The 18262-nt window shown below is 41.8% G+C and carries 15 protein-coding genes; 8 read left to right on the top strand and 7 right to left on the bottom strand.

What is annotated here, in order from left to right:
• Window positions 1–29: 29 nt before the first annotated feature.
• From dacC to E0H88_RS05195, 3 genes are all read right to left on the bottom strand, one after another.
• Window positions 30–1178 (bottom strand): D-alanyl-D-alanine carboxypeptidase PBP5/6, encoded by a 1149-nt coding sequence (dacC, locus tag E0H88_RS05205; protein ID WP_131273354.1) that lies wholly within the window; start codon window positions 1176–1178, stop codon window positions 30–32.
• Between the two features lie 118 nt (window positions 1179–1296).
• A complete protein-coding gene (locus E0H88_RS05200) occupies window positions 1297–1686 on the bottom strand; it encodes an MCR_0457 family protein (protein WP_131273353.1) in 390 nt (129 codons plus the stop codon).
• Between the two features lie 232 nt (window positions 1687–1918).
• Window positions 1919–2293 carry an MCR_0457 family protein gene (locus tag E0H88_RS05195; protein WP_131273352.1) on the bottom strand — a complete coding sequence of 125 codons (375 nt, stop codon included), beginning with the start codon at window positions 2291–2293 and terminating at the stop codon, window positions 1919–1921.
• Window positions 2294–2403: 110 nt separating this feature from the next.
• Between E0H88_RS05195 and surE the strand changes: the two genes are divergently transcribed.
• The 3 genes from surE (at window position 2404) to E0H88_RS05180 (ending at window position 5126) form a co-directional block, all read left to right on the top strand.
• Window positions 2404–3174: a 5'/3'-nucleotidase SurE gene (gene surE, locus E0H88_RS05190; protein ID WP_131273351.1), complete on the top strand. Its 771-nt coding sequence runs from the start codon at window positions 2404–2406 to the stop codon at window positions 3172–3174.
• A gap of 116 nt (window positions 3175–3290) precedes the next feature.
• A complete protein-coding gene (locus tag E0H88_RS05185) occupies window positions 3291–4103 on the top strand; it encodes a peptidoglycan DD-metalloendopeptidase family protein (protein ID WP_131273350.1) in 813 nt (270 codons plus the stop codon).
• 93 nt (window positions 4104–4196) lie between these two features.
• A complete protein-coding gene (locus tag E0H88_RS05180) occupies window positions 4197–5126 on the top strand; it encodes a LysR family transcriptional regulator (protein ID WP_092818546.1) in 930 nt (309 codons plus the stop codon).
• Window positions 5127–5181: 55 nt separating this feature from the next.
• Here E0H88_RS05180 and E0H88_RS05175 read toward each other — a convergent pair whose 3' ends face one another.
• Window positions 5182–6393 carry an aspartate aminotransferase family protein gene (locus E0H88_RS05175; RefSeq protein WP_092818545.1) on the bottom strand — a complete coding sequence of 404 codons (1212 nt, stop codon included), beginning with the start codon at window positions 6391–6393 and terminating at the stop codon, window positions 5182–5184.
• A gap of 163 nt (window positions 6394–6556) precedes the next feature.
• On the opposite strand from E0H88_RS05175, the gene grxD reads away from it, so the two are divergent.
• Window positions 6557–6898 carry a Grx4 family monothiol glutaredoxin gene (gene grxD, locus E0H88_RS05170; protein WP_086175639.1) on the top strand — a complete coding sequence of 114 codons (342 nt, stop codon included), beginning with the start codon at window positions 6557–6559 and terminating at the stop codon, window positions 6896–6898.
• Window positions 6899–6963: 65 nt separating this feature from the next.
• Here grxD and E0H88_RS05165 read toward each other — a convergent pair whose 3' ends face one another.
• Window positions 6964–9603, bottom strand: coding sequence for a Lon protease family protein (locus E0H88_RS05165; RefSeq protein WP_131273349.1), 2640 nt, complete (start codon window positions 9601–9603; stop codon window positions 6964–6966).
• A gap of 181 nt (window positions 9604–9784) precedes the next feature.
• Here E0H88_RS05165 and E0H88_RS05160 point away from each other — a divergent pair, with 181 nt between their 5' ends.
• From E0H88_RS05160 to rpmE, 4 genes are all read left to right on the top strand, one after another.
• Complete coding sequence (locus E0H88_RS05160; RefSeq protein WP_131273348.1) at window positions 9785–11947, top strand: AmpG family muropeptide MFS transporter; 2163 nt, start codon at window positions 9785–9787, stop codon at window positions 11945–11947.
• A 288-nt stretch (window positions 11948–12235) separates the two neighbouring features.
• The gene (gene gloA / locus E0H88_RS05155; RefSeq protein ID WP_131273347.1) at window positions 12236–12637 is read left to right on the top strand and encodes a lactoylglutathione lyase; all 402 of its coding nucleotides are present in this window, start codon (window positions 12236–12238) and stop codon (window positions 12635–12637) included.
• 259 nt (window positions 12638–12896) lie between these two features.
• Window positions 12897–13895 (top strand): bile acid:sodium symporter family protein, encoded by a 999-nt coding sequence (locus E0H88_RS05150; protein WP_131273346.1) that lies wholly within the window; start codon window positions 12897–12899, stop codon window positions 13893–13895.
• 203 nt (window positions 13896–14098) lie between these two features.
• Window positions 14099–14323, top strand: coding sequence for a 50S ribosomal protein L31 (gene rpmE / locus E0H88_RS05145; protein WP_001200845.1), 225 nt, complete (start codon window positions 14099–14101; stop codon window positions 14321–14323).
• A gap of 87 nt (window positions 14324–14410) precedes the next feature.
• Here rpmE and E0H88_RS05140 read toward each other — a convergent pair whose 3' ends face one another.
• Window positions 14411–16522, bottom strand: a complete 2112-nt coding sequence (locus E0H88_RS05140; protein ID WP_131273345.1) for an EAL domain-containing protein — start codon at window positions 16520–16522, stop codon at window positions 14411–14413.
• On the bottom strand, window positions 16504–18249 hold the full coding sequence (locus tag E0H88_RS05135) for a cyclic-di-GMP receptor FimW-related protein (RefSeq protein ID WP_131273344.1): 1746 nt from the start codon (window positions 18247–18249) through the stop codon (window positions 16504–16506). Before E0H88_RS05135 ends, E0H88_RS05140 begins: the two co-directional genes overlap by 19 nt.
• Window positions 18250–18262 lie beyond the last annotated feature (13 nt).

Raw genomic sequence — 18262 nt, 5'->3', positions numbered from 1 at the left:
GATGCTTTAACTTAAGTCTAAAACTCAGCTTAGAACAAGTTTGCGAAGAATTGTTTGATGTGATCAATCATTTTTGCAAAGAAACCGGCTTCTTCAACAGCCTGAAGGGCAACAAGCGGTTTTTCCGCAATCACTTTGCCATTCAAGGTAGCCACATATTTACCTACCACTTGACCTTTTTTCAAAGGTGCAGTCAGTTTAGGCTGAACCACCAGTTGAGTTTTAATGGCATTGGCTTCGCCTTTAGGCATGGTCACGTTAAAGTTTTCTGCCAGGCCAATTTGAACATCATTGCTTTTGCCATACCAGACTTTTGATTTAGCCAGAACCTGATTGGCAGGTTGAACTTTTACGGTTTCAAAGTTTGCATAACCCCAAGCCAAAAGTTCACGTGTTTGTGATGCACGCTCATTCATGCTTGGTGCACCAAAAATCACGGAAATTAAACGTAATGGACCACGTTTGGCAGAAGTAGTTAAGCAATAACCGGCTTCTTCGGTATGGCCGGTTTTTAAACCGTCTACACTCGGGTCAGTATAAAGCAAGGCATTACGGTTACCCTGTTTAATGCCGTTAAAGGTAAATTCTTTTTCAGAATAGATTGGATAATACTTTGAACTGTCATGAATGATATGTTGCGCAAGTGTCGCCATATCTTTGGCAGTCGAGTAGTGACCTTCAGCAGGCATACCCGTTGCGTTGATGAAGCTGGTATTGGTCATGCCAATACGTTTTGCTTCCTGGTTCATCATGTGGGCAAAAGTACCTTCATTGCCGGCAATATGTTCTGCCATGGCTTTAGAGGCATCATTACCAGACTGGATGATAATCCCGCGCAGCATTTCCAGTGCCGTTGCAGTACCGTTAAGCGGGACATACATACATGATTCCGTGCTGCTGCCACGACACCACGCAGATTCGTTCATGCGAACTTTTTCATTTTCAGTCAGTTCACCGCTCAATAACTTTTGTTCGATGATGTAACTGGTCATCATCTTGGTCATGGAAGCAGGTGCTAATTTTTCATTTTCATTTTTTGATGCGAGGATTTGCCCTGTCTCATAATCCATTAAAACATAAGATTTATTATTGAGTTCTGGTGGTGTAGATAAGACAGTTGCTGCGTATGTGAAGCTCGGCAATAGTAATAATGCAGCAAGGGCGCTTTTGTGGGTCATTCTGGGTGGTTCCAATATCTTAATAATAAGCACAAAGAGCTTTGCATTTTAGGACAAAGCAAAGCTGACTTCTATGGGGGAAATCAGCTTATTTCAAAAGTATTGTAACCAATTTGTGTTATTTGCTGTATGTGGTGAGTTCTTGGCAAATTTCCTGATTTTTTGCGTCTCCGGCTTTTTTCGCATCGCTACGTGCTTCAGCTAAAATTGGTTTAAATTTTTTCTCTTTACTGAGTTTAGCCAGGCTTGAAACCGCATTATTTTCGGCAGGTAAATATTCCTGTGCCAGCTTGGCATATCCCTGTTCAAATTTAGCATGATCTTTCACTAAACTTGGACATACTTCTGAAAGTACATAAATGGCAGCCAGCTCTTGCTGGGTAACTTTTTGTAGCGGGGTCACTTCAATATTTTCATCTTTTTGTGTGGCTGCGTGAGTCATGGAAAGAGCCATTGCAGCAGTGGTCAACAGTCCCAGAGAAAGCGATTTAAGCATAAATAATTTCATTAAACAGACCTGAATGATTTAAAAACATCACAATAAAAATAAGCTTAACGATATTTTTCGTAATTGTAAGTACATAAATGTATTGAAGCTGTTGAAAATGACCCGGTTTATAAAAAGAGTTTTACTTGAGAAAAGCATCAAAAAAAAGGCATAAAGAAGAAACTTCTTTATGCCGATGATCATTATAAATGTTCAAGATTATGATGACTTAATCTAAAACCAGTGCTCTATATCAAGCCTGATAATTGACCACATCATCACAAACCGATTTTTGCTCATCCTGGCTGGTTTCTTTTGCCGCCTGACGGGCTTCATTCAGTACAGTCTTATATTCTGAATCTGCTTGGATTTTATCAAAAGTCATTGATTTATCTGAATAGTCTTGCAGATAGGCTTGAATCAATAGCTGAATGTTTTGATCAAATTTTGCATTTTTACCAATAATGGCAGGGCATACTTCAGCCATCACCTGAGTTGAAGCAAGGTCTTCTTTCACAATCGTATTGGCTTCTTCTAAAGATAAGCCGTCATTGGCTAACACAGTAGAAGATAATAATGCCGCAATGCCTAACCCCAATAAGCCACGAAATGATATGCTTTTAGTCATTTTTAAATCACACTTTTTGAATGGATGTTGAGCGTCAAATATATATAATTTTCTATACAATTCAATCAAATGTTCTGATTAGTCATTTTTAACCGTTAAGAGATGTTGTAGTGAATATATTAATTGCCAATGATGATGGCGTTTTTGCTCCCGGTATTCAAGCATTGGCTCAAGCCCTGGCTCCGCTTGGCCGTGTAGTCGTTGTTGCTCCTGAAAGTGAACGCAGTGGTTTTTCCAGCGCCCTGACTTTAGACCGTCCTTTACGGCCTGTTCAGATTTCAACCGATGTTTGGGCGGTCAATGGCACGCCTGCAGACTGTGTATATCTGTCCATGAACGGCTTATTTGATTTTGAATTTGATCTGGTGGTCAGCGGAATTAACAGTGGAGCAAATCTGGGTGATGATGTGCTTTATTCAGGCACCGTCGGAGCCGCCTTCGAAGGCCGCCTGATGAAACAGCCGGCTATTGCCGTATCTATGTCCGGTCCCAATGTGCGTTCCTATGACAGCCCGAATGATTATGCCGTGGCAGCAAAATGGGTACATGATTTCATTGTCCAGGGGTTGCCGATTTTACCGCCTCGTCATATTTTTAACGTGAATATTCCAGATATATCTGAATTGAAAGGTTCGAAAATTACCTATCAGGGACGTCGCAGTCAATCTAAACCGATTACCAGTCATGTAGACCCACGTGGACGTCAGGTTTATTGGATTGGCTTGTCAGGAGAGGCAGTTGCTGAACCTAAAAAAGGTTTAACTGAAATAGAATCGGACTTTTTTGCGGTGGCAAATGGTTATGTCAGTATTACGCCGATTCAAATGGACGCCACAAATTATGAGATTTTGCACACATTACACGCACAGTTTTCTAAATAGTGTCCAGTAGTGTTATAACTTTGTGAAAAAGCGGAATTGAACATATTTTTCAGATGCTTTTTTGCTAATCTTAGCGCAAACCAATAAACAGACTTAATGTGTAGAGAGGAAGATTAATGCACTTGGTGTCACCGTATCGCATATTTGCTGCGCCTGCAGGCTTGTTGAAAACCATGGTGTTGTCTACAGCTGTTATTGCCACAGCCATTTTGAGTGGTTGTGCTTCAAAACCACAAGTCCATAATGCAACACGTTACGCGGCTGCGCCAGATTACTATACTGTTCGGTCTGGAGATACATTAAGCGGAATTGCTGCACGTTATGGTCTGGCTTATACCAGTGTGGCTGATATGAATGATATAGCGGCACCCTATCGCATTTATGTCGGTCAATCTTTGCGTTTAAAGGATTCAGGCTCACGTCGGACGACCACTACACAAGCGGTGACCCAGGCGGCACCGATTCAGCGCCAAACCGTTCAGCTTCCGACTGCACCGGCTAAACAACCTGCTGTTCCGGTAACTACGACAACTGCACCCGTGGCATCTTCGCAAGTTTCTACTTTGCGCTGGGTAAAACCAAGTAATGGCCCAGTGATTGCAAACTTTAATGTGGCTGCAAACGTAAAAGGTATTCGCTATGGCGGGAATACGGGTGATGCAGTTTTTGCAGCGGCAGATGGTCAAGTGGTGTATGCGGCAGATGGTTTGAAAGAATACGGCAATTTAATTCTGATCAAGCATATCGATGGCTACATTACGGCTTATGCCCACAACAGTAAAATGAATGTGAGCAGTGGCCAGAATGTGACAGCCGGGCAGAAAATTGCTGAAATGGGTTCAACAGGAACCAGTCGTACCATGCTGGAGTTTCAGGTACGTTTAAATGGTAAACCTATCAATCCGACCATCGTTTTACCAATAAATTAAATTTTACAAATACAAAACATAAATTTCACCGTATAATACAATGAGTTGCTTTTATCGGAAAGATAAAGTAATCATAAGTTCAGAGGGAAATTTATGTTAGATCAACTTCGAGCAATGGGTGTGTTTGCTTGTGTTGTTGAAAAAAGCTCGTTTAGCGGTGCTGCACGTGAGTTAGGAATCACGACCAGCGCCGTAAGTCAGCAAATTCGTTCTTTAGAAAATGAAATGGAAGTCACACTTCTACATCGATCTACGAGAAAATTAAATTTGACTGAAGCCGGACTGGCCTTTTTCCACAGCTGTCAAGAAATGCTTGCCGCTGCAGAGCGTGGGAAAATCCGTATCAACGAGTTACGCGATGACTTGGTAGGGGATTTACGCATTGCCACAACCCCGGAACTTGGTGCGAATCATGTGATTCCTGCATTGTCTCACTGGATGCAGGCACACCGTGGTTTAGCTGTCCATGTAGAGGCAGATAATCAATATATTGATTTAATGGAAGGGCGTATTGATATTGCCTTGCGCATGAGTCCAAAAATAGAAGATCATCATTTGAATGTGATGCCTCTGGCTCTGGTAGAGCAGGTGTTGGTGGCTTCTCCAAGTTATTTGAATCAGTCGGCGCCTGTATCGCGGCCTGAAGATTTAAACCATCATGACCTGATTCCAATCAATATTATGAAAAATTATCAACATTTTTCATTTCAACATGCGGCGTCAGATAAAACAGTGAATCTGGAAATGAAATCACGTTTAAGTACCAATAACGTCCTGGTTGCAAAATCATTATGTTTGCAAGGGCATGGTATTGCACGAATTTTATATCTGGATGTACAAAAAGATTTAGTGAATGGCTCGCTGGTGGAAGTTTTACCAGAGTGGAAACTAGAAAATTTCACCTTATATGCCATCACAGCAAAAAAAGATCAGCAGCCGATGAAGGTTCATCGCTGTTTAGAGGCATTAAAACAATACTTTAGCCAGTTACCCGGCGGAAGAATTTACCAGACAGTCTCATAAGAATAGAGCACAAAAAAAGCCGCGATCAGCGGCTTTTTTAGATTGGGTTGAAGGCTTAAGCTAAATAATCCTTGATCATTTTAACCAGGCGTTCAATCAATTGATCTGCCTGTTCTTGGTTAATGTTTAGTGGCGGTAATAAACGAATGACAGAACCGGCAGTTACATTGACAATTAAATGATATTCATCACGTGCCACATTGACCAATTCTCCACAAGCTTTTGGTAACTCAATACCAATCATCAGACCAAAACCACGAACGCTAACGTTTTGATCAGCCAGTTGCTGGGTCAACTGCTCAACGATATAACTCCCCATTTTTGCGGCATTTTCAACCAGATGTTCTTTTTGAAGGGTATCGATGACGGTATAAACCACACGTGAACCCAGAGCAGTACCACTATAAGTAGAACCATGGTTGCCAGCCGTTAACACACCGACGCCGCGGCCTTGGGTCATCACTGCACCAATCGGAAAACCATTGCCTAAACCTTTGGCAGTGGTGAGTACATCGGGAACAATATTGGTGTGCTGGTAAGCAAAGTATTTGCCGGTACGGCCATTACCCGTTTGAACTTCGTCCAGCATCATCAGCCAGTTGTGCTGATTGCAGATTTGACGGATTTCTTCCAGGTAGCTAAAGCCTTGAGGGGCAGTATTGACACCACCTTCACCCTGAATCGGTTCAACCAGAATTGCCACGATGTCCGGATGCTGAATTGCAGCTTCTTCAATGGCTTCGATATCACCAAATGGCACACGGATAAAACCTTCAACCAAAGGCGCAAAACCTTCCTGAACCTTTTTATTACCCGTTGCTGAAAGGGTCGCCAGGGTACGGCCATGGAAAGAATGATCTGCCACAATAATTTTTGGGGTGTTGATCCCTTGCATATGACCAAATTTACGCGCGATTTTAATGGCACCTTCATTTGATTCTGCACCACTATTGGAGAAGAAAATTTCTTCCATGCCGGAAACTTCTGCCAGTTTTTGTGCAGCAGCCGTTTGCCAAGGCACTTCAAAAATGTTGCTGGTATGCATCAGGGTGGCGGCCTGTTCGGCAATCGCTTCAGTGACCGCAGGGTGTGAATGACCCAGGCCACATACGGCAATACCGGTTAAGGCATCTAAGTATTCAGTACCGTCTTCAGTATAAAGATAAGAACCTCGTCCTCGGACAAAGCTGATCGGCTGACGGCCAAATACCGGCATCAAATGAGATGGTTGATCAGTTTGCACAGGAGCAAGGGTAATGTTATTCATGACTAACTCTTATCTGTTAGGAGGGAAAAATAAAAGTTTATATAAGCAAAATCCAGAACAGAATAAAAGCCCAAATGTAAATAAAAATGGATTTATTGCTTTAGAGATACTGTTTCGTCCAGTTTTGGGTATAATGCGAAGCAGATTAGTTGAGGATTTATCAATGACTGAACAAGTACGCGATACTGAAGCGTTAATTCGTGACCAAATTGCTAAACATGCAGTGTTACTTTACATGAAAGGTACACCACAATTCCCACAATGTGGTTTCTCTGCACGTGCGGTAGAAGCACTCAGTCAAATTGGTCGTCCATTTGCTTATGTCAATATTTTGGAAAACCCGGATATTCGTGCAACTTTACCGAAAATTGCCAACTGGCCTACCTTCCCACAATTGTGGATCAATGGCGAATTGATCGGTGGTAGCGATATCATGCTGGATATGTTCCAAAAAGGTGAGTTAAAACCTTTGGTCGAACAGTACAGCCCGGCACCTGAAGCTTAATTCAGTGTAATGATGCAGTATGAAAAAAAGCGCCTTGAAGGCGCTTTTTTATGTCTCAGAAAATGTCAGCGATCTTCTGATCTGTTGTTTGGATCATTTGCAACAGCTTCAGCAGATGGGACTGATCCCGTTTCATCAGTTGCTGCTTCAGTTTTGGACTTTTTCTTGTCTTTCTTCTTTTTTTTCTTTTTCTTCGGCTCTTCTTCCAGTTCGGCACCATCTTCCAGTGCCTGCCAATATTCCAACTGCTCCATGACCGCTGCAAAGATTGAACCTTTGCTGTATCGACCTTTTTTATTGAGTGTCCCTACTGGATGCGCCATTAAAAGTTCCAAGGCCTGGTCAATGGTTTCAATGGCATGAATATGGAACTGACCTTTGGCTACGGCTTCAATCACATCATGACGTAACATCAGATGTTCCATATTTTGACGAGGAATAATTACCCCTTGTTTGCCAGTCAGGCCTTGCAATTTGCAGGCATCATAGAAGCCTTCAATTTTGGCATTGACCCCGCCAATCGGCTGAACCTGGCCCAATTGATTCATGGAACCAGTGATCGCCCAGGATTGATCAATAGGAAGTTGGCTAATGGCAGAGATCAGCGCCGAAAGCTCGGCAACGGTCGCACTGTCGCCATCGATTTGGCCATAACTTTGTTCAAAGGCGAGGGCAGCCGAGAAATGCAGCATCTGTTCACGGCCAAAATGCGCTTTCAGGAAACTCGACATCAGCAATACGCCTTTGGCATGCAGTGAGCCGCCCAATTCGACACTACGCTCGATATCCAGAATATCACCGCCACCTTGATACACAGAGGCTGTTAATCGTGAAGGTAAGCCAAATTCAACATCGGCATATTGAATCACGGAAAGGGCATTGATCTGACCTAAACGGTGACCTTTGGTCTCAATTAACTGGGTACCACGCGTTAAATCTTGCCAGTACAATTCACGTAAATAACCTAAGCGATACTTGCGATGATCAAGCGCCGTGTTGATATGCTTTTCTGAAACGGTTTTATCGCCGGCTTGAGCTGCATGATGATGAGCTTCCCGGATCAGATCACCCAAAGTTAGGGCATGTAATGACAAGGAACTTTGGTCTTCAGCTTGACGACTTGAATCGGTGAGTAATGCAGCCAGTGCAGAACGGTCAAAAGGCAATAATTTATCGGCCTGAACATAGTCGGCAATCAATTGCATATAGGCTTGTTCATTAATGTCATTACGTTGTAATGTGTCGGTGAAATCGGCGCGAATTTTAAATATGCTGCCAAGTTCAGGTTCCAGTTCTAAAATTTCATAATAAATTTCAGGCTCTGCAAGTAAAACCACTTTGATATTTAATGGAATTGCCTGGGGTTCTATGGAGATGCTACCTGTAAGAGTCAGCATATGTTCCAGCGATGACAGCTTTAATTTTCCAGATTTTAATGCACGTTTTAAGCCCTGCCATGCATAAGGCTGCTCGAGCAATTGTTCAGCTTCCAGCATAAGGAAACCGCCATTGGCCTTATGCAGCGAACCTGGACGAATCAAAGTAAAGTCAGTGGTGATGGTGCCATTTTGGGTAAGCTGTTCCACATGGCCGAGCAGGTTGTAGTGGGTCGGAAAATCTTCAAAAATGACCGGCGCACCGCTATTCGGCTTATAAGTCACGATGATATTGGCTTGATAACGTGAAGGCACTCGGCTGAATACGCCTGGAGAGAAATCATCTTCTTCTTGCTCAAGGATAATTTCCACATTATTGATAATATCTTCAGCATAATATTGCAGATATTCAGTCAGGCCATCGACGTCGGGATATTTGTTCTGAATCAGGTCAATACGCGGCATCACTACCTGCTTGGCAATGTCACGGTTCAGATGCTGGACCTGATCCCGGGCATCATCTTCCAGATCACCTAAATGCAGGCCTAAACGCTCCAGTTTTTTATTCATATAACGAATATTGGAAGCGATTTCTGCACGCTGTTTGCTATCCAGGGCGTTAATGTCTTCTTTGGACATTTCCTGATATTCATTGTCTTTCAGATGAACCGGCACGAAGCAGTGCTCGTCATCTTGTGAAATCAGTTTTAAATCAAAATCCGCACCTTCTTTGGTCAGTTCAACCAATGCTGATTGCTGTTCATCGCCCGTTTGCTCGCGAATCATTTCAATACGGTTGTGATAGGTTTCAGCAGTAAAGCGTCGTTCCAGTTGCTTTAAAATGGTTTGCCAGGTTTGGTGCAATAAGGCCTGAAATTTAGGGCCTTGTCCCGCAGGAAATTGAAGCGCAATCGGCTGACGGGGAAACTTGAAATTATTGACATAGACCCAGTCATTTGGCGTTTGCATAGTCTTGGCATGCTGTTGCAGTAAACGCTTGATCATGGTGCGTTTACCTAAGCCTGCTGTACCTACTGCAAAAATATTATAGCCCGAGTAAGGCAAGGCGATCCCTGCTTCAACAGAGGCACGTGCGCGGTCTTGTCCAAGAAAGTCATTGAGCGGTTTTATTCTTCGTGTTGACGCAGGAATTTTTTCAAGATTAGGAATATGCGTCAGTTGCGTAGGTAAAAGTTGTGTTTTGGTCAGGGTGTTTTGAATTTCCGGTTGATCGAATGCTGAAATTAAGCTGCTTTGTAGGGGGGCGGGTTGATTCACTGTAGTGGTCGCAGATAATGAGGAATTCATTTGATCGAGTTTTTGGGGCACTGTTTAAATCCAAAACTAAAATATTGCAATAGAGATTTAAAGGTATACAGGTTTAGTTGAAAAATTCAAGCAGGCATGTGAGTTTTATCGACAAAATAAAATAATGATCGTAATTATTGTTGAAACTGAACTTATTAAGCGTTTGAATAGCAGCATTCAGTTTTGCAGAAAAAATAACGCAATGACAATACAATCTACAGGGTGGAAATCTGCCTTTACTGCTTTTCTTGATCGTCGTGCACTGATCATGCTGTTTTTAGGTTTTTCGGCCGGTATTCCCATTCTTTTGATCTTTTCCAGTTTGTCTTTATGGCTGGGTGAAGCGGGTATTGAAAAAAGCGCAGTGACCTTTTTTAGCTGGGCGGCTCTGGGGTATTCATTCAAGTTTGTCTGGGCACCTCTGGTCGATGAATTGCCGGTGCCATTTTTGACCAAGGCGTTAGGGCGACGTCGGGCCTGGTTACTTATTGCGCAAGTTTTAATTATTAGTGCCATCTGCATTATGGCTTTTTCTAATCCGGCACTTGGTCAGGGGTATCTGTATCAGATGGCTGTGGGAGCCGTGTTACTGGGTTTCTCTGCAGCGACTCAAGATATTGTCATTGATGCCTACCGTATTGAGCTTGCAGAAACTGAAATGCAAACAGTACTCGCCTCTACCTATAATGCAGGTTATCGCATTGGCATGATTGTGGCTGGTGCAGGTGCATTATTTCTTGCGGCATCGCTGGGAACGGCTAAGGGAAACTATATTTATAGTGCCTGGAAAATCACGTATCTGGTGATGGCTGCAGTGATGTTGGTGGGAATCGTGACGACTTTAGTGATTCGTGAACCACTGGTCGAGCGTAGCATTAAGGATTATAAGCGTAGTGATTATTACCGCTTGGTGGCGGTATTTTTTGTGGCTGTGATTGGCTTTGTATTGAGCTATATTTTTTCTGGAAATTTAACGGAATCTGTTAAGGCACAATTTGAAATTACCGATTCATTCCTATTGTTCTGTTTTGAAAGTTTGCGTTTTATTGGATCTGCTGCGGTTGCTGTATTGCTAGGCTCGTTATTGGTGAAAATGGGTGCGGTCAACAAGCAGATGGCCGTTGAAACCTGGATCAATCCGATTGCCGATTTCTTTAAACGCTATGGCTTAAAGCTGGCCTTGGTGCTGTTATTGCTCATCGGTTTTTACCGTATTTCGGACATTATTGCCGGTGTGATCTCCAATGTGTTCTATCAGGATTTAAACTTTAGCAAAGAGCAGATTGCGGAAGCGGTAAAAATTTACGGAGTGATTTTCAGCCTGGTCGGTGGTTTCTTGGGGGGCTTGCTGGCACAGCGTATGAACATTATGAAACTGATGTTTGTCGGTGCAGTTCTGGCCAGTTCAACCAACCTGATCTTTATCGGTTTGGTGAAATCCGGTCAGCCTACGCATGATGTGCAAGTCACCGTTGGTCAGCACAAATATCAGGTGCAATCGGATGAAGTGGGTTACTGGAAACTGAAAGTGCCTGGTCAGGTTTTGGCACAAGCCAGTGCAGTACAGGTTCAAGTGCAATATCAAGATGATACACAGCCGCCAGTCGTAAGCTCTATACCTTATTTAAAACAGGATACCCAACAGCAGGGTGCTCAATCGGGCATGATGCAAATTCTGCCGGTGACCAGTGACAACGCCATTTCTTCACATGAACAAGACAATAGTCTGGTGGTACGTGGCCAGTATTTTGGTCAACCATTATCTGAAACACAAAAAATTGTCTTGCATCTGGATGAAGAGAAGTTTGATGCCAATCTGGACAAAACCGGTGTATTTAGTGCGGCCATTCCCGCAAAAAGCCTGGCAAATTCACCATCTAAACAGCTTGTAGCGGAAGTGGTCGACAATGACAAAGCGATTTTAAACACACAGCATCGCTATACGGTCGACATGAATTCAATCACAGCCAAAGGTCTGGATGTTGATGTTCAACCTTTAGCGGCAGTCAATGCTCAATCAACTGACGATGTTGAAATTAGCGGCAAGGTGATTAAACCTTATAGTTCACTGTGGCTATATTTTGCCATTATTGTCGATAACCTGGCATCTGGATTGGCGGGTGCAGCATTCATTGCATTCTTGTCCAGTTTAACCAGCGTATCTTTCACGGCAGTACAATATGCCATTTTCAGTTCACTGATGACTTTAACGCCGAAGATTTTAGGTGGCTATTCAGGGACTATTGTGACCAATATCGGTTATCCGAATTTCTTCCTCATGACCACGCTGATTGGCATTCCCATTTTAATCCTGGTGGTCTGGGTGGCGAAGTTATTGCGTGAACATCAGCAACAGTCGAGCTAAACTCAAATTTAAAAAAAATGAACGAACAACCCATTTGTCTTGAGGATGAAATGGGTTTTTTCTTGAGCTAAAAATTGTGGTAAGGATTCAATTTTATCTTGTAAATAGCCTAAGCAATGACTCCATCCTTACGGCGCGCTGTGCTGTTAAGCATAATATGATTTAAAAATGTCAAAACAACAGGGAAGTGGAACAATAAATGATATCCACCGCCAGATTGCTAAATTGAATTTTCCACACCAAGTCCCTATAGTGTCTGTAAAAATGGAAAACATAGGAAAATGAATTATGCGCATGCTGCATACCATGTTACGTGTAGGCAATTTGGAACAATCTTTAAAGTTCTATACTGAAGTACTCGGTATGACTTTGCTTCGTAAACGCGATTATGAAGAAGGCCGATTCACTCTGGCTTTTGTCGGTTATGGCGATGAAAAAGATCATACGGTACTGGAGTTGACCCATAACTGGGACACAGAAAGTTATGAGCTGGGAAATGCTTATGGTCATATTGCCATTGCGGTTGATGATGCCTACAAAGCCTGTGAAGAGATTAAGGCACGTGGCGGTAAGGTAGTGCGTGAAGCTGGGCCAATGAAGGGTGGTGTTACCGTGATCGCTTTTGTTGAAGATCCGGACGGCTATAAAATTGAGCTGATTCAGCAGGATGCCAATGCCAGAAATAACTAATAGACAGCTTTCCTTATTATCGACATCCTTTTGTATTTTTCTGCCTGAGCAGAATTGAAAGGTATTTCAAGTCTGCGCAAGAGAAATAAAAGAAATTGATGAAAGAAGTCTGATCATAAAGTGATATAGATAAACTAAATATTCAACATAGAGTTGAAACACTGGCTTTATTTATTTAGCCCAGTAAGATGAAACTTTACCAGTAGGTAAATTCACTTATTGGGCTTTGTTATATTTTCAATGATTACAGGAAGTAGCGATGTTAAAATTATTGGCATTGGATCGCTTTACTATTTTGTTGATTGTGATGGTGATCTTGGCAAGCCTTCTGCCCATATCGGGACTGGCTGCGGATATTTTTAGTGTGATCACCTCGGTGGCAATTGCGATTCTATTCTTTTTGCATGGAGCAAAACTGTCCAGAGAAGCAGTAGTGCAGGGCATCATGCACTGGAAATTCCATGTGGTGGTGTTTGCTTTCACTTTTGCATTATTTCCGCTTTTAGGTCTATTGACTAAACCGATTCTTTTACCGATGTTGGGCAAAGAGTTGTACTGGGGCTTCCTGTTCATGTGCTTCTTGCCATCAACCGTGCAATCTTCCATTGCATTTACCTCGGTGGCAAAAGGCAATGTCGCCAGTGCAGTCTGCAGTGCTTCATTTTCCAATATCGTCGGCATGTTCATTACTCCTGTATTGGTGAGTTTCTTTATTTTAGGTCAGTCGCAACATGGCTTTGATCCTACATCCTCAATTCTTCAAATTACCTTATTGTTACTGGTCCCATTTATATTGGGGCAAATATTACGCCCTTATGTTTATCCGTATATGTTGAAATTGCCCGGTATTGTCAAAGCATTCGATCAGGGTACTATTTTGATGGTGGTGTATGGGGCATTTAGTGGGGCTGTGGTCGCCGGTTTGTGGCAAGAAGTCAGCTGGCAAACGTTGCTGATTTTGACCATAGCCTGTTCAGTGTTTTTGACTATCATCATGCTACTGGCTTTATATATTCCGAAATGGTTGGGTTTTAACCGGGAAGACCAAGTCGCGATGTTCTTTTGCAGTTCGAAAAAAACATTGGCCAGTGGCGTACCGATGGCACAAATCCTGTTTATTGGGCAGCCTTTGGGTATGATCGTTCTCCCAATTATGATTTTTCATCAGATTCAGCTCATGGTCTGTGGAGTCATTGCCAACTACTGGTCAAAACATCCTGCAGATGAGCTTAACGCGATAGAAGAATGTAAAGAATAATTCGCTATCTGTTATTTTTTCCCGTATAATTGCGCCCACTTGTTGTGCTTAGCTCTGACGGTATCCGTCTCGGTGGGCCAAAAGAATGGTCTGTTGTGGTGTTGGTCTAGCTTTTTATTAGATAAAGCTTATTCCTCATTAATCATGAGAGTGATCAATTGCGATGACAGCATAAGCCTTTCTTAACTTAGGAGTAATCGACGATGCGCGCCGATATTCACCCAAAATATGAAAAATTAGTTGCTACTTGTTCATGTGGTAACGTAATCGAAACTCGTTCAGCGCTTGGTAAAGAAACGATTTACCTAGACGTATGTTCAGCATGCCACCCATTCTATACTGGTAAACAAAAGAATGTGGACACTGGCGGCCGTATCGACAAATTCAAACAACGTTTTGCTGGTATGTCACGTTCTATCAAACGTTAATACCCAAAATGAAAAAAACGGGCTTCTTGCCCGTTTTTTTATGCCTGTCATTTCATCAATGACTCAATGACAGACTTTGTACAAGACCTATTGGTCTTGTACATCAATCAAATGATCCAGTTTTTTCTGGAAATAATCGCCCTGAATAAAACGTGCATCCACATTCCATGCATTTGCAAACAGGGTCATGTCATTCAGGTCACGCAGCATGATTTCGCCAGGTTTGATTTCCTGGAAAGCGCTCAGTTTTTCCTGTAACTCCTGGGTCGTTTTTTCTGCCTGCAACATTTTGGTCAAATTCTGATGCAAGGTTAAACAATTTACATCCAGTTGACGTAACATCGACTCGCTATAAATGGTATTACCAAAGTCTCTGAGGGAAACTTCAGCACCAAATTGACGTAACTGGGCAATATACTTTTGGGCATCTGAAATATTCTGACTAATATCTTCTTCCGAAAATTGTAAAATTAACGGATGCTTTAATTTACTGCGCACAATGGTAATGAGTTTTGAAATAAATTCAGGGAAAGTGCGATCGTGTAAGAGAACCGCTTTATTCAGATTCACAATCAATCTTGCTTCAGGATATTGAGTAATGAAATTATGCAGTTGTTTACATGACTCCACGAGTATCCAGCGATCCAGTTTAATAGATAACTCAGGATCTTCTGCAAGTTCTCTTAAACCCGCCAAATCTCTCCAGGTATTTTCATAAATAAAGCCACTGGTCACTTCATAAGTATATAAATTGGTGTCTTGCTTATCGTAAAGTTGTTGATATTTAAGATGAATTTCACCGCGATCCAGACTTTGCTGCAAGGCTCGGAGTAGGGCTGCTTCAGGCGAACTCGGTGCTGCCTTAATTTCGGGCTGGTGCAGATCAATGCTTGGAATGGCTAATGGTGTTTCTAATTCAAGTGCTGGAGTCGGCTGATTTTCTGGTAAAACAGTCTTATAAGCTGAAGCAATAAATTGTTCAAAATGTTTTTCATCGCGTATTTCAGTATCTAACAGCGTATAGCCAATTCTGAGATTAAGCGGATAAGATGTTTGGTTAATCGACAGCAATTGCGGTTTTTTCAGCGAGCTTAAACCGATAAGTTTTGACTCTAACTTGGCTTTGGATTCAGCTTGGAACAAAGCAACGTAAATTCCAGAACTCATTTCAAATAAGGGAACATGAGTTTGTTCTTTTAAAAATTCCTTGATATTGCTGAAATACTTTTTGAAAGTATCCCATTCACCTTCAAAAATGCTGTCCGGGCAGGAAGTCAAGGAGAATAGAACTAATGCATTGATATCAGAAGGCTGTTGAGTAATTGTGCGATTAATCAGCTGATAAGTATTCGGCTTTGGAGCATCAGTCGGAGAGATCGCCTGAGCTGATGGTGAAGAGTCAATATCAACGGTAATTTGTACCGCATCTTCTTCATCCGTAGAGGGCAAAAACTCGATTTTAAGCGGGTTGGGAATAGAGACCTGATCATTGAGGCTGTTGATTTCAAAACGCCCCAAATCAAACTGACCTTGTGAAATTTTTTTAAAACGTAGCTTAAAGTCATTTAAATCTTTAGGCTGAAGCAGATCCAGAAGGGGAAGTCCAACAATCTCATCTTCATTCTTAATTCCAAAAAGTGCTAAATATTCAGGGTTAGCCTGAACATGAATACCTTCCTGAATCAATGCAATGGCTTTGTTGCTCTCTTGAACTAAAGACTGGGCATGCGTTTGAGCTGTTTCTAGCTCTTCCATTAAATGTTGTTGCGTCAGGACCAAACGACTGAGTGAAAGTGCACGTAAAAGCCCGAGATAAAAACGATCTGGATAATCCAAATTAAGAATGTCATAGACGCCTTTACGAATATATCCCGCATATTGATCAGCTTGATAATCATCAGGCTTGAGCAGGATCATAGGAAGGTTGGGTTGCTTAGACAGGCGGATTAAGCTTAATGCCTGTTCATATTTCAGGTCATAAGCACGGCCAAAAATCACCAGATCCCATGGATGATGTAATTGTTTTTCAAAATTTTGTAAGTCATCCAGCAAGGTAGCATGTACCACATGTTCACTTGATGTTAAAAGGTCACGAATTTGGTTAAAACGGATCTGATTGTCATCGATAATGAGTAAACGTGTTTCAGTACGTTTTAACTTTTTGGACAATAATGGATTTCTCACTTCAATGCTTCCCATAAATCGTGATTCTTGACTTCATTCGTTTGCTTATTAATAAAGTTCTTGATCAGGTTTTCTTGATGCTCATTTAGTAATTCGAACTCAAAATGAATAAAACTTTGTGTAATGATTTGCGCTTTGGTGAGATAAATTTTTATTTCTTCTTGTCCCAAGCGCAGATGAATGGTTTGTTTTTCTCTAAACATATGTGAACCGGAAACGATCAGGCTGGTAGATACCTCATCAAGCTGGCTAGACTGAACGATCAGGGCAGGTTGGTAGTTATGGCTATGGCGATCTGTTTTGATCATGACAGCACAAGGGAATAAATCTTGTGCCAGGACTTCCAGTCCCAGTTCCAGGCTTTTGGCTGTGGACTGCTTGATCCAGCGGATCACACCACCACGCCAAGGACTGTGGGTATTTTCCTGAATTAAAATAAATTCGCCGGTTTTCAAATTCGAAGGTGCAGCGCCATTCCATTTAATTCTGTAACCATTGACACTGATGTCCAGAACTTCAGCTGGATAAATTTGTTTGGCTTCCCGGTCTAAAGTTTTCGCCGTTGTCATTTCAGCAGGAATATTCGAATTCATCGAATTAATAAAGCTGCTTTCATTGTGGAACTGATAATTGCCATCTAGATCCAGAGTCTCATGAAAGTTTTTGCCCTTAGAGAGGTAAAAATGTGCCACTGAAAGACTAAAGCAGATTTGTAATTGTGCAGAATATTCATAACGCTCATGACGACGTTCAGTATTGGTCGTAAGCAGGTTGTGAATATGGAAATGCAGGGCCGGTGTTAAGAATAGCTTTTCATTACGCGATAGATAACCCGATTTTTTGGTTTGGGTTTCCGAGAGATGATCTAATAAATTTTGCGTTGAAATATAAATGGTTGGTTTATATAAACTGGATTGATTGACATTGAAAACAGGGGGATAGTCTTTATGAATATCGACAATATAACGAGAAAGCGTCGTTTCCTTAGGTAATATATGGACCAGTTTTGCCCAGTCGAAACTGCATAAATATAAGCCCTGCATTTCAGAAGGCCGAATTTGATGAGTATTCAGAATTTCCAGCAACACCAGTTGTGAATAAGCCTGAGCAACGGTTTGTAAAGGATGTTGCGTGTCTAAAATCTGGTTAATATTGGTTTGATAAAAATTATTTTTAATTGCACATTCAATCAGCTGATGTGCAATTAACCATTGTCCAAATAAAGGCGTGCTATAGAGCAGATGCTGTTGATAAAGCAATAAAGACAGCTGCTGCAAGGCATAATAAGTAGACACGATTCTGGCAGTCTGCAAACTTTTCTTCTGGTTGAATGCAAATAGAGAAAACTTTTGCATGCTGAGCTGGGTGTTGCAGCGTTTTGAGATATCGATATAAATTTTAGCAAAGTGACTACGTAACAGCATCGCCAGTTCAATAATCTGATCACTGCGGTCATTGCTCGCCAGCCCCTGATTGAAAAAATGCTTTTCCAGACTGCTTAAAACATTATCCAGGGTCGGATGCAGGATTTGAATCAAGTCAAAACGCAACATTTCCGGACATTTAAGTTCTGATATTTCCAGCAATGCATTGAAAAGTTCTTTAGAAGAATTCCCCAGTTGAAGAATGGATAAATTAGATACCCATTCTTGTAACCCCTTTGCATTCGTTGGGCAAAAGCTTAATTTTTCCAACTTTAACTCTGTTGGTGTTTGGAAGATATCTGAATTACTCATAAGCATCGTTATTATTAAC

Source organism: Acinetobacter sp. ANC 4216, from assembly GCF_004331195.1.
Classification (GTDB): Bacteria; Pseudomonadota; Gammaproteobacteria; order Pseudomonadales; family Moraxellaceae; genus Acinetobacter; species Acinetobacter kookii.
Note: the sequence above shows the minus strand (reverse complement) of the source record. Positions and strands in the feature narration are given on the sequence as shown.

Coding starts and splice junctions, on each gene's coding strand:
- E0H88_RS05140 (WP_131273345.1), bottom strand. CDS start 16,522: ATGGGAAGCATTGAAGTGAGAAATCCATTATTGTCCAAAAAGTTAAAA.
- E0H88_RS05180 (WP_092818546.1), top strand. CDS start 4,197: ATGTTAGATCAACTTCGAGCAATGGGTGTGTTTGCTTGTGTTGTTGAA.
- E0H88_RS05185 (WP_131273350.1), top strand. CDS start 3,291: ATGCACTTGGTGTCACCGTATCGCATATTTGCTGCGCCTGCAGGCTTG.
- E0H88_RS05135 (WP_131273344.1), bottom strand. CDS start 18,249: ATGCTTATGAGTAATTCAGATATCTTCCAAACACCAACAGAGTTAAAG.
- rpmE (WP_001200845.1), top strand. CDS start 14,099: ATGCGCGCCGATATTCACCCAAAATATGAAAAATTAGTTGCTACTTGT.
- E0H88_RS05195 (WP_131273352.1), bottom strand. CDS start 2,293: ATGACTAAAAGCATATCATTTCGTGGCTTATTGGGGTTAGGCATTGCG.
- E0H88_RS05200 (WP_131273353.1), bottom strand. CDS start 1,686: ATGAAATTATTTATGCTTAAATCGCTTTCTCTGGGACTGTTGACCACT.
- E0H88_RS05150 (WP_131273346.1), top strand. CDS start 12,897: ATGTTAAAATTATTGGCATTGGATCGCTTTACTATTTTGTTGATTGTG.
- gloA (WP_131273347.1), top strand. CDS start 12,236: ATGCGCATGCTGCATACCATGTTACGTGTAGGCAATTTGGAACAATCT.
- grxD (WP_086175639.1), top strand. CDS start 6,557: ATGACTGAACAAGTACGCGATACTGAAGCGTTAATTCGTGACCAAATT.
- E0H88_RS05175 (WP_092818545.1), bottom strand. CDS start 6,393: ATGAATAACATTACCCTTGCTCCTGTGCAAACTGATCAACCATCTCAT.
- dacC (WP_131273354.1), bottom strand. CDS start 1,178: ATGACCCACAAAAGCGCCCTTGCTGCATTATTACTATTGCCGAGCTTC.
- E0H88_RS05160 (WP_131273348.1), top strand. CDS start 9,785: ATGACAATACAATCTACAGGGTGGAAATCTGCCTTTACTGCTTTTCTT.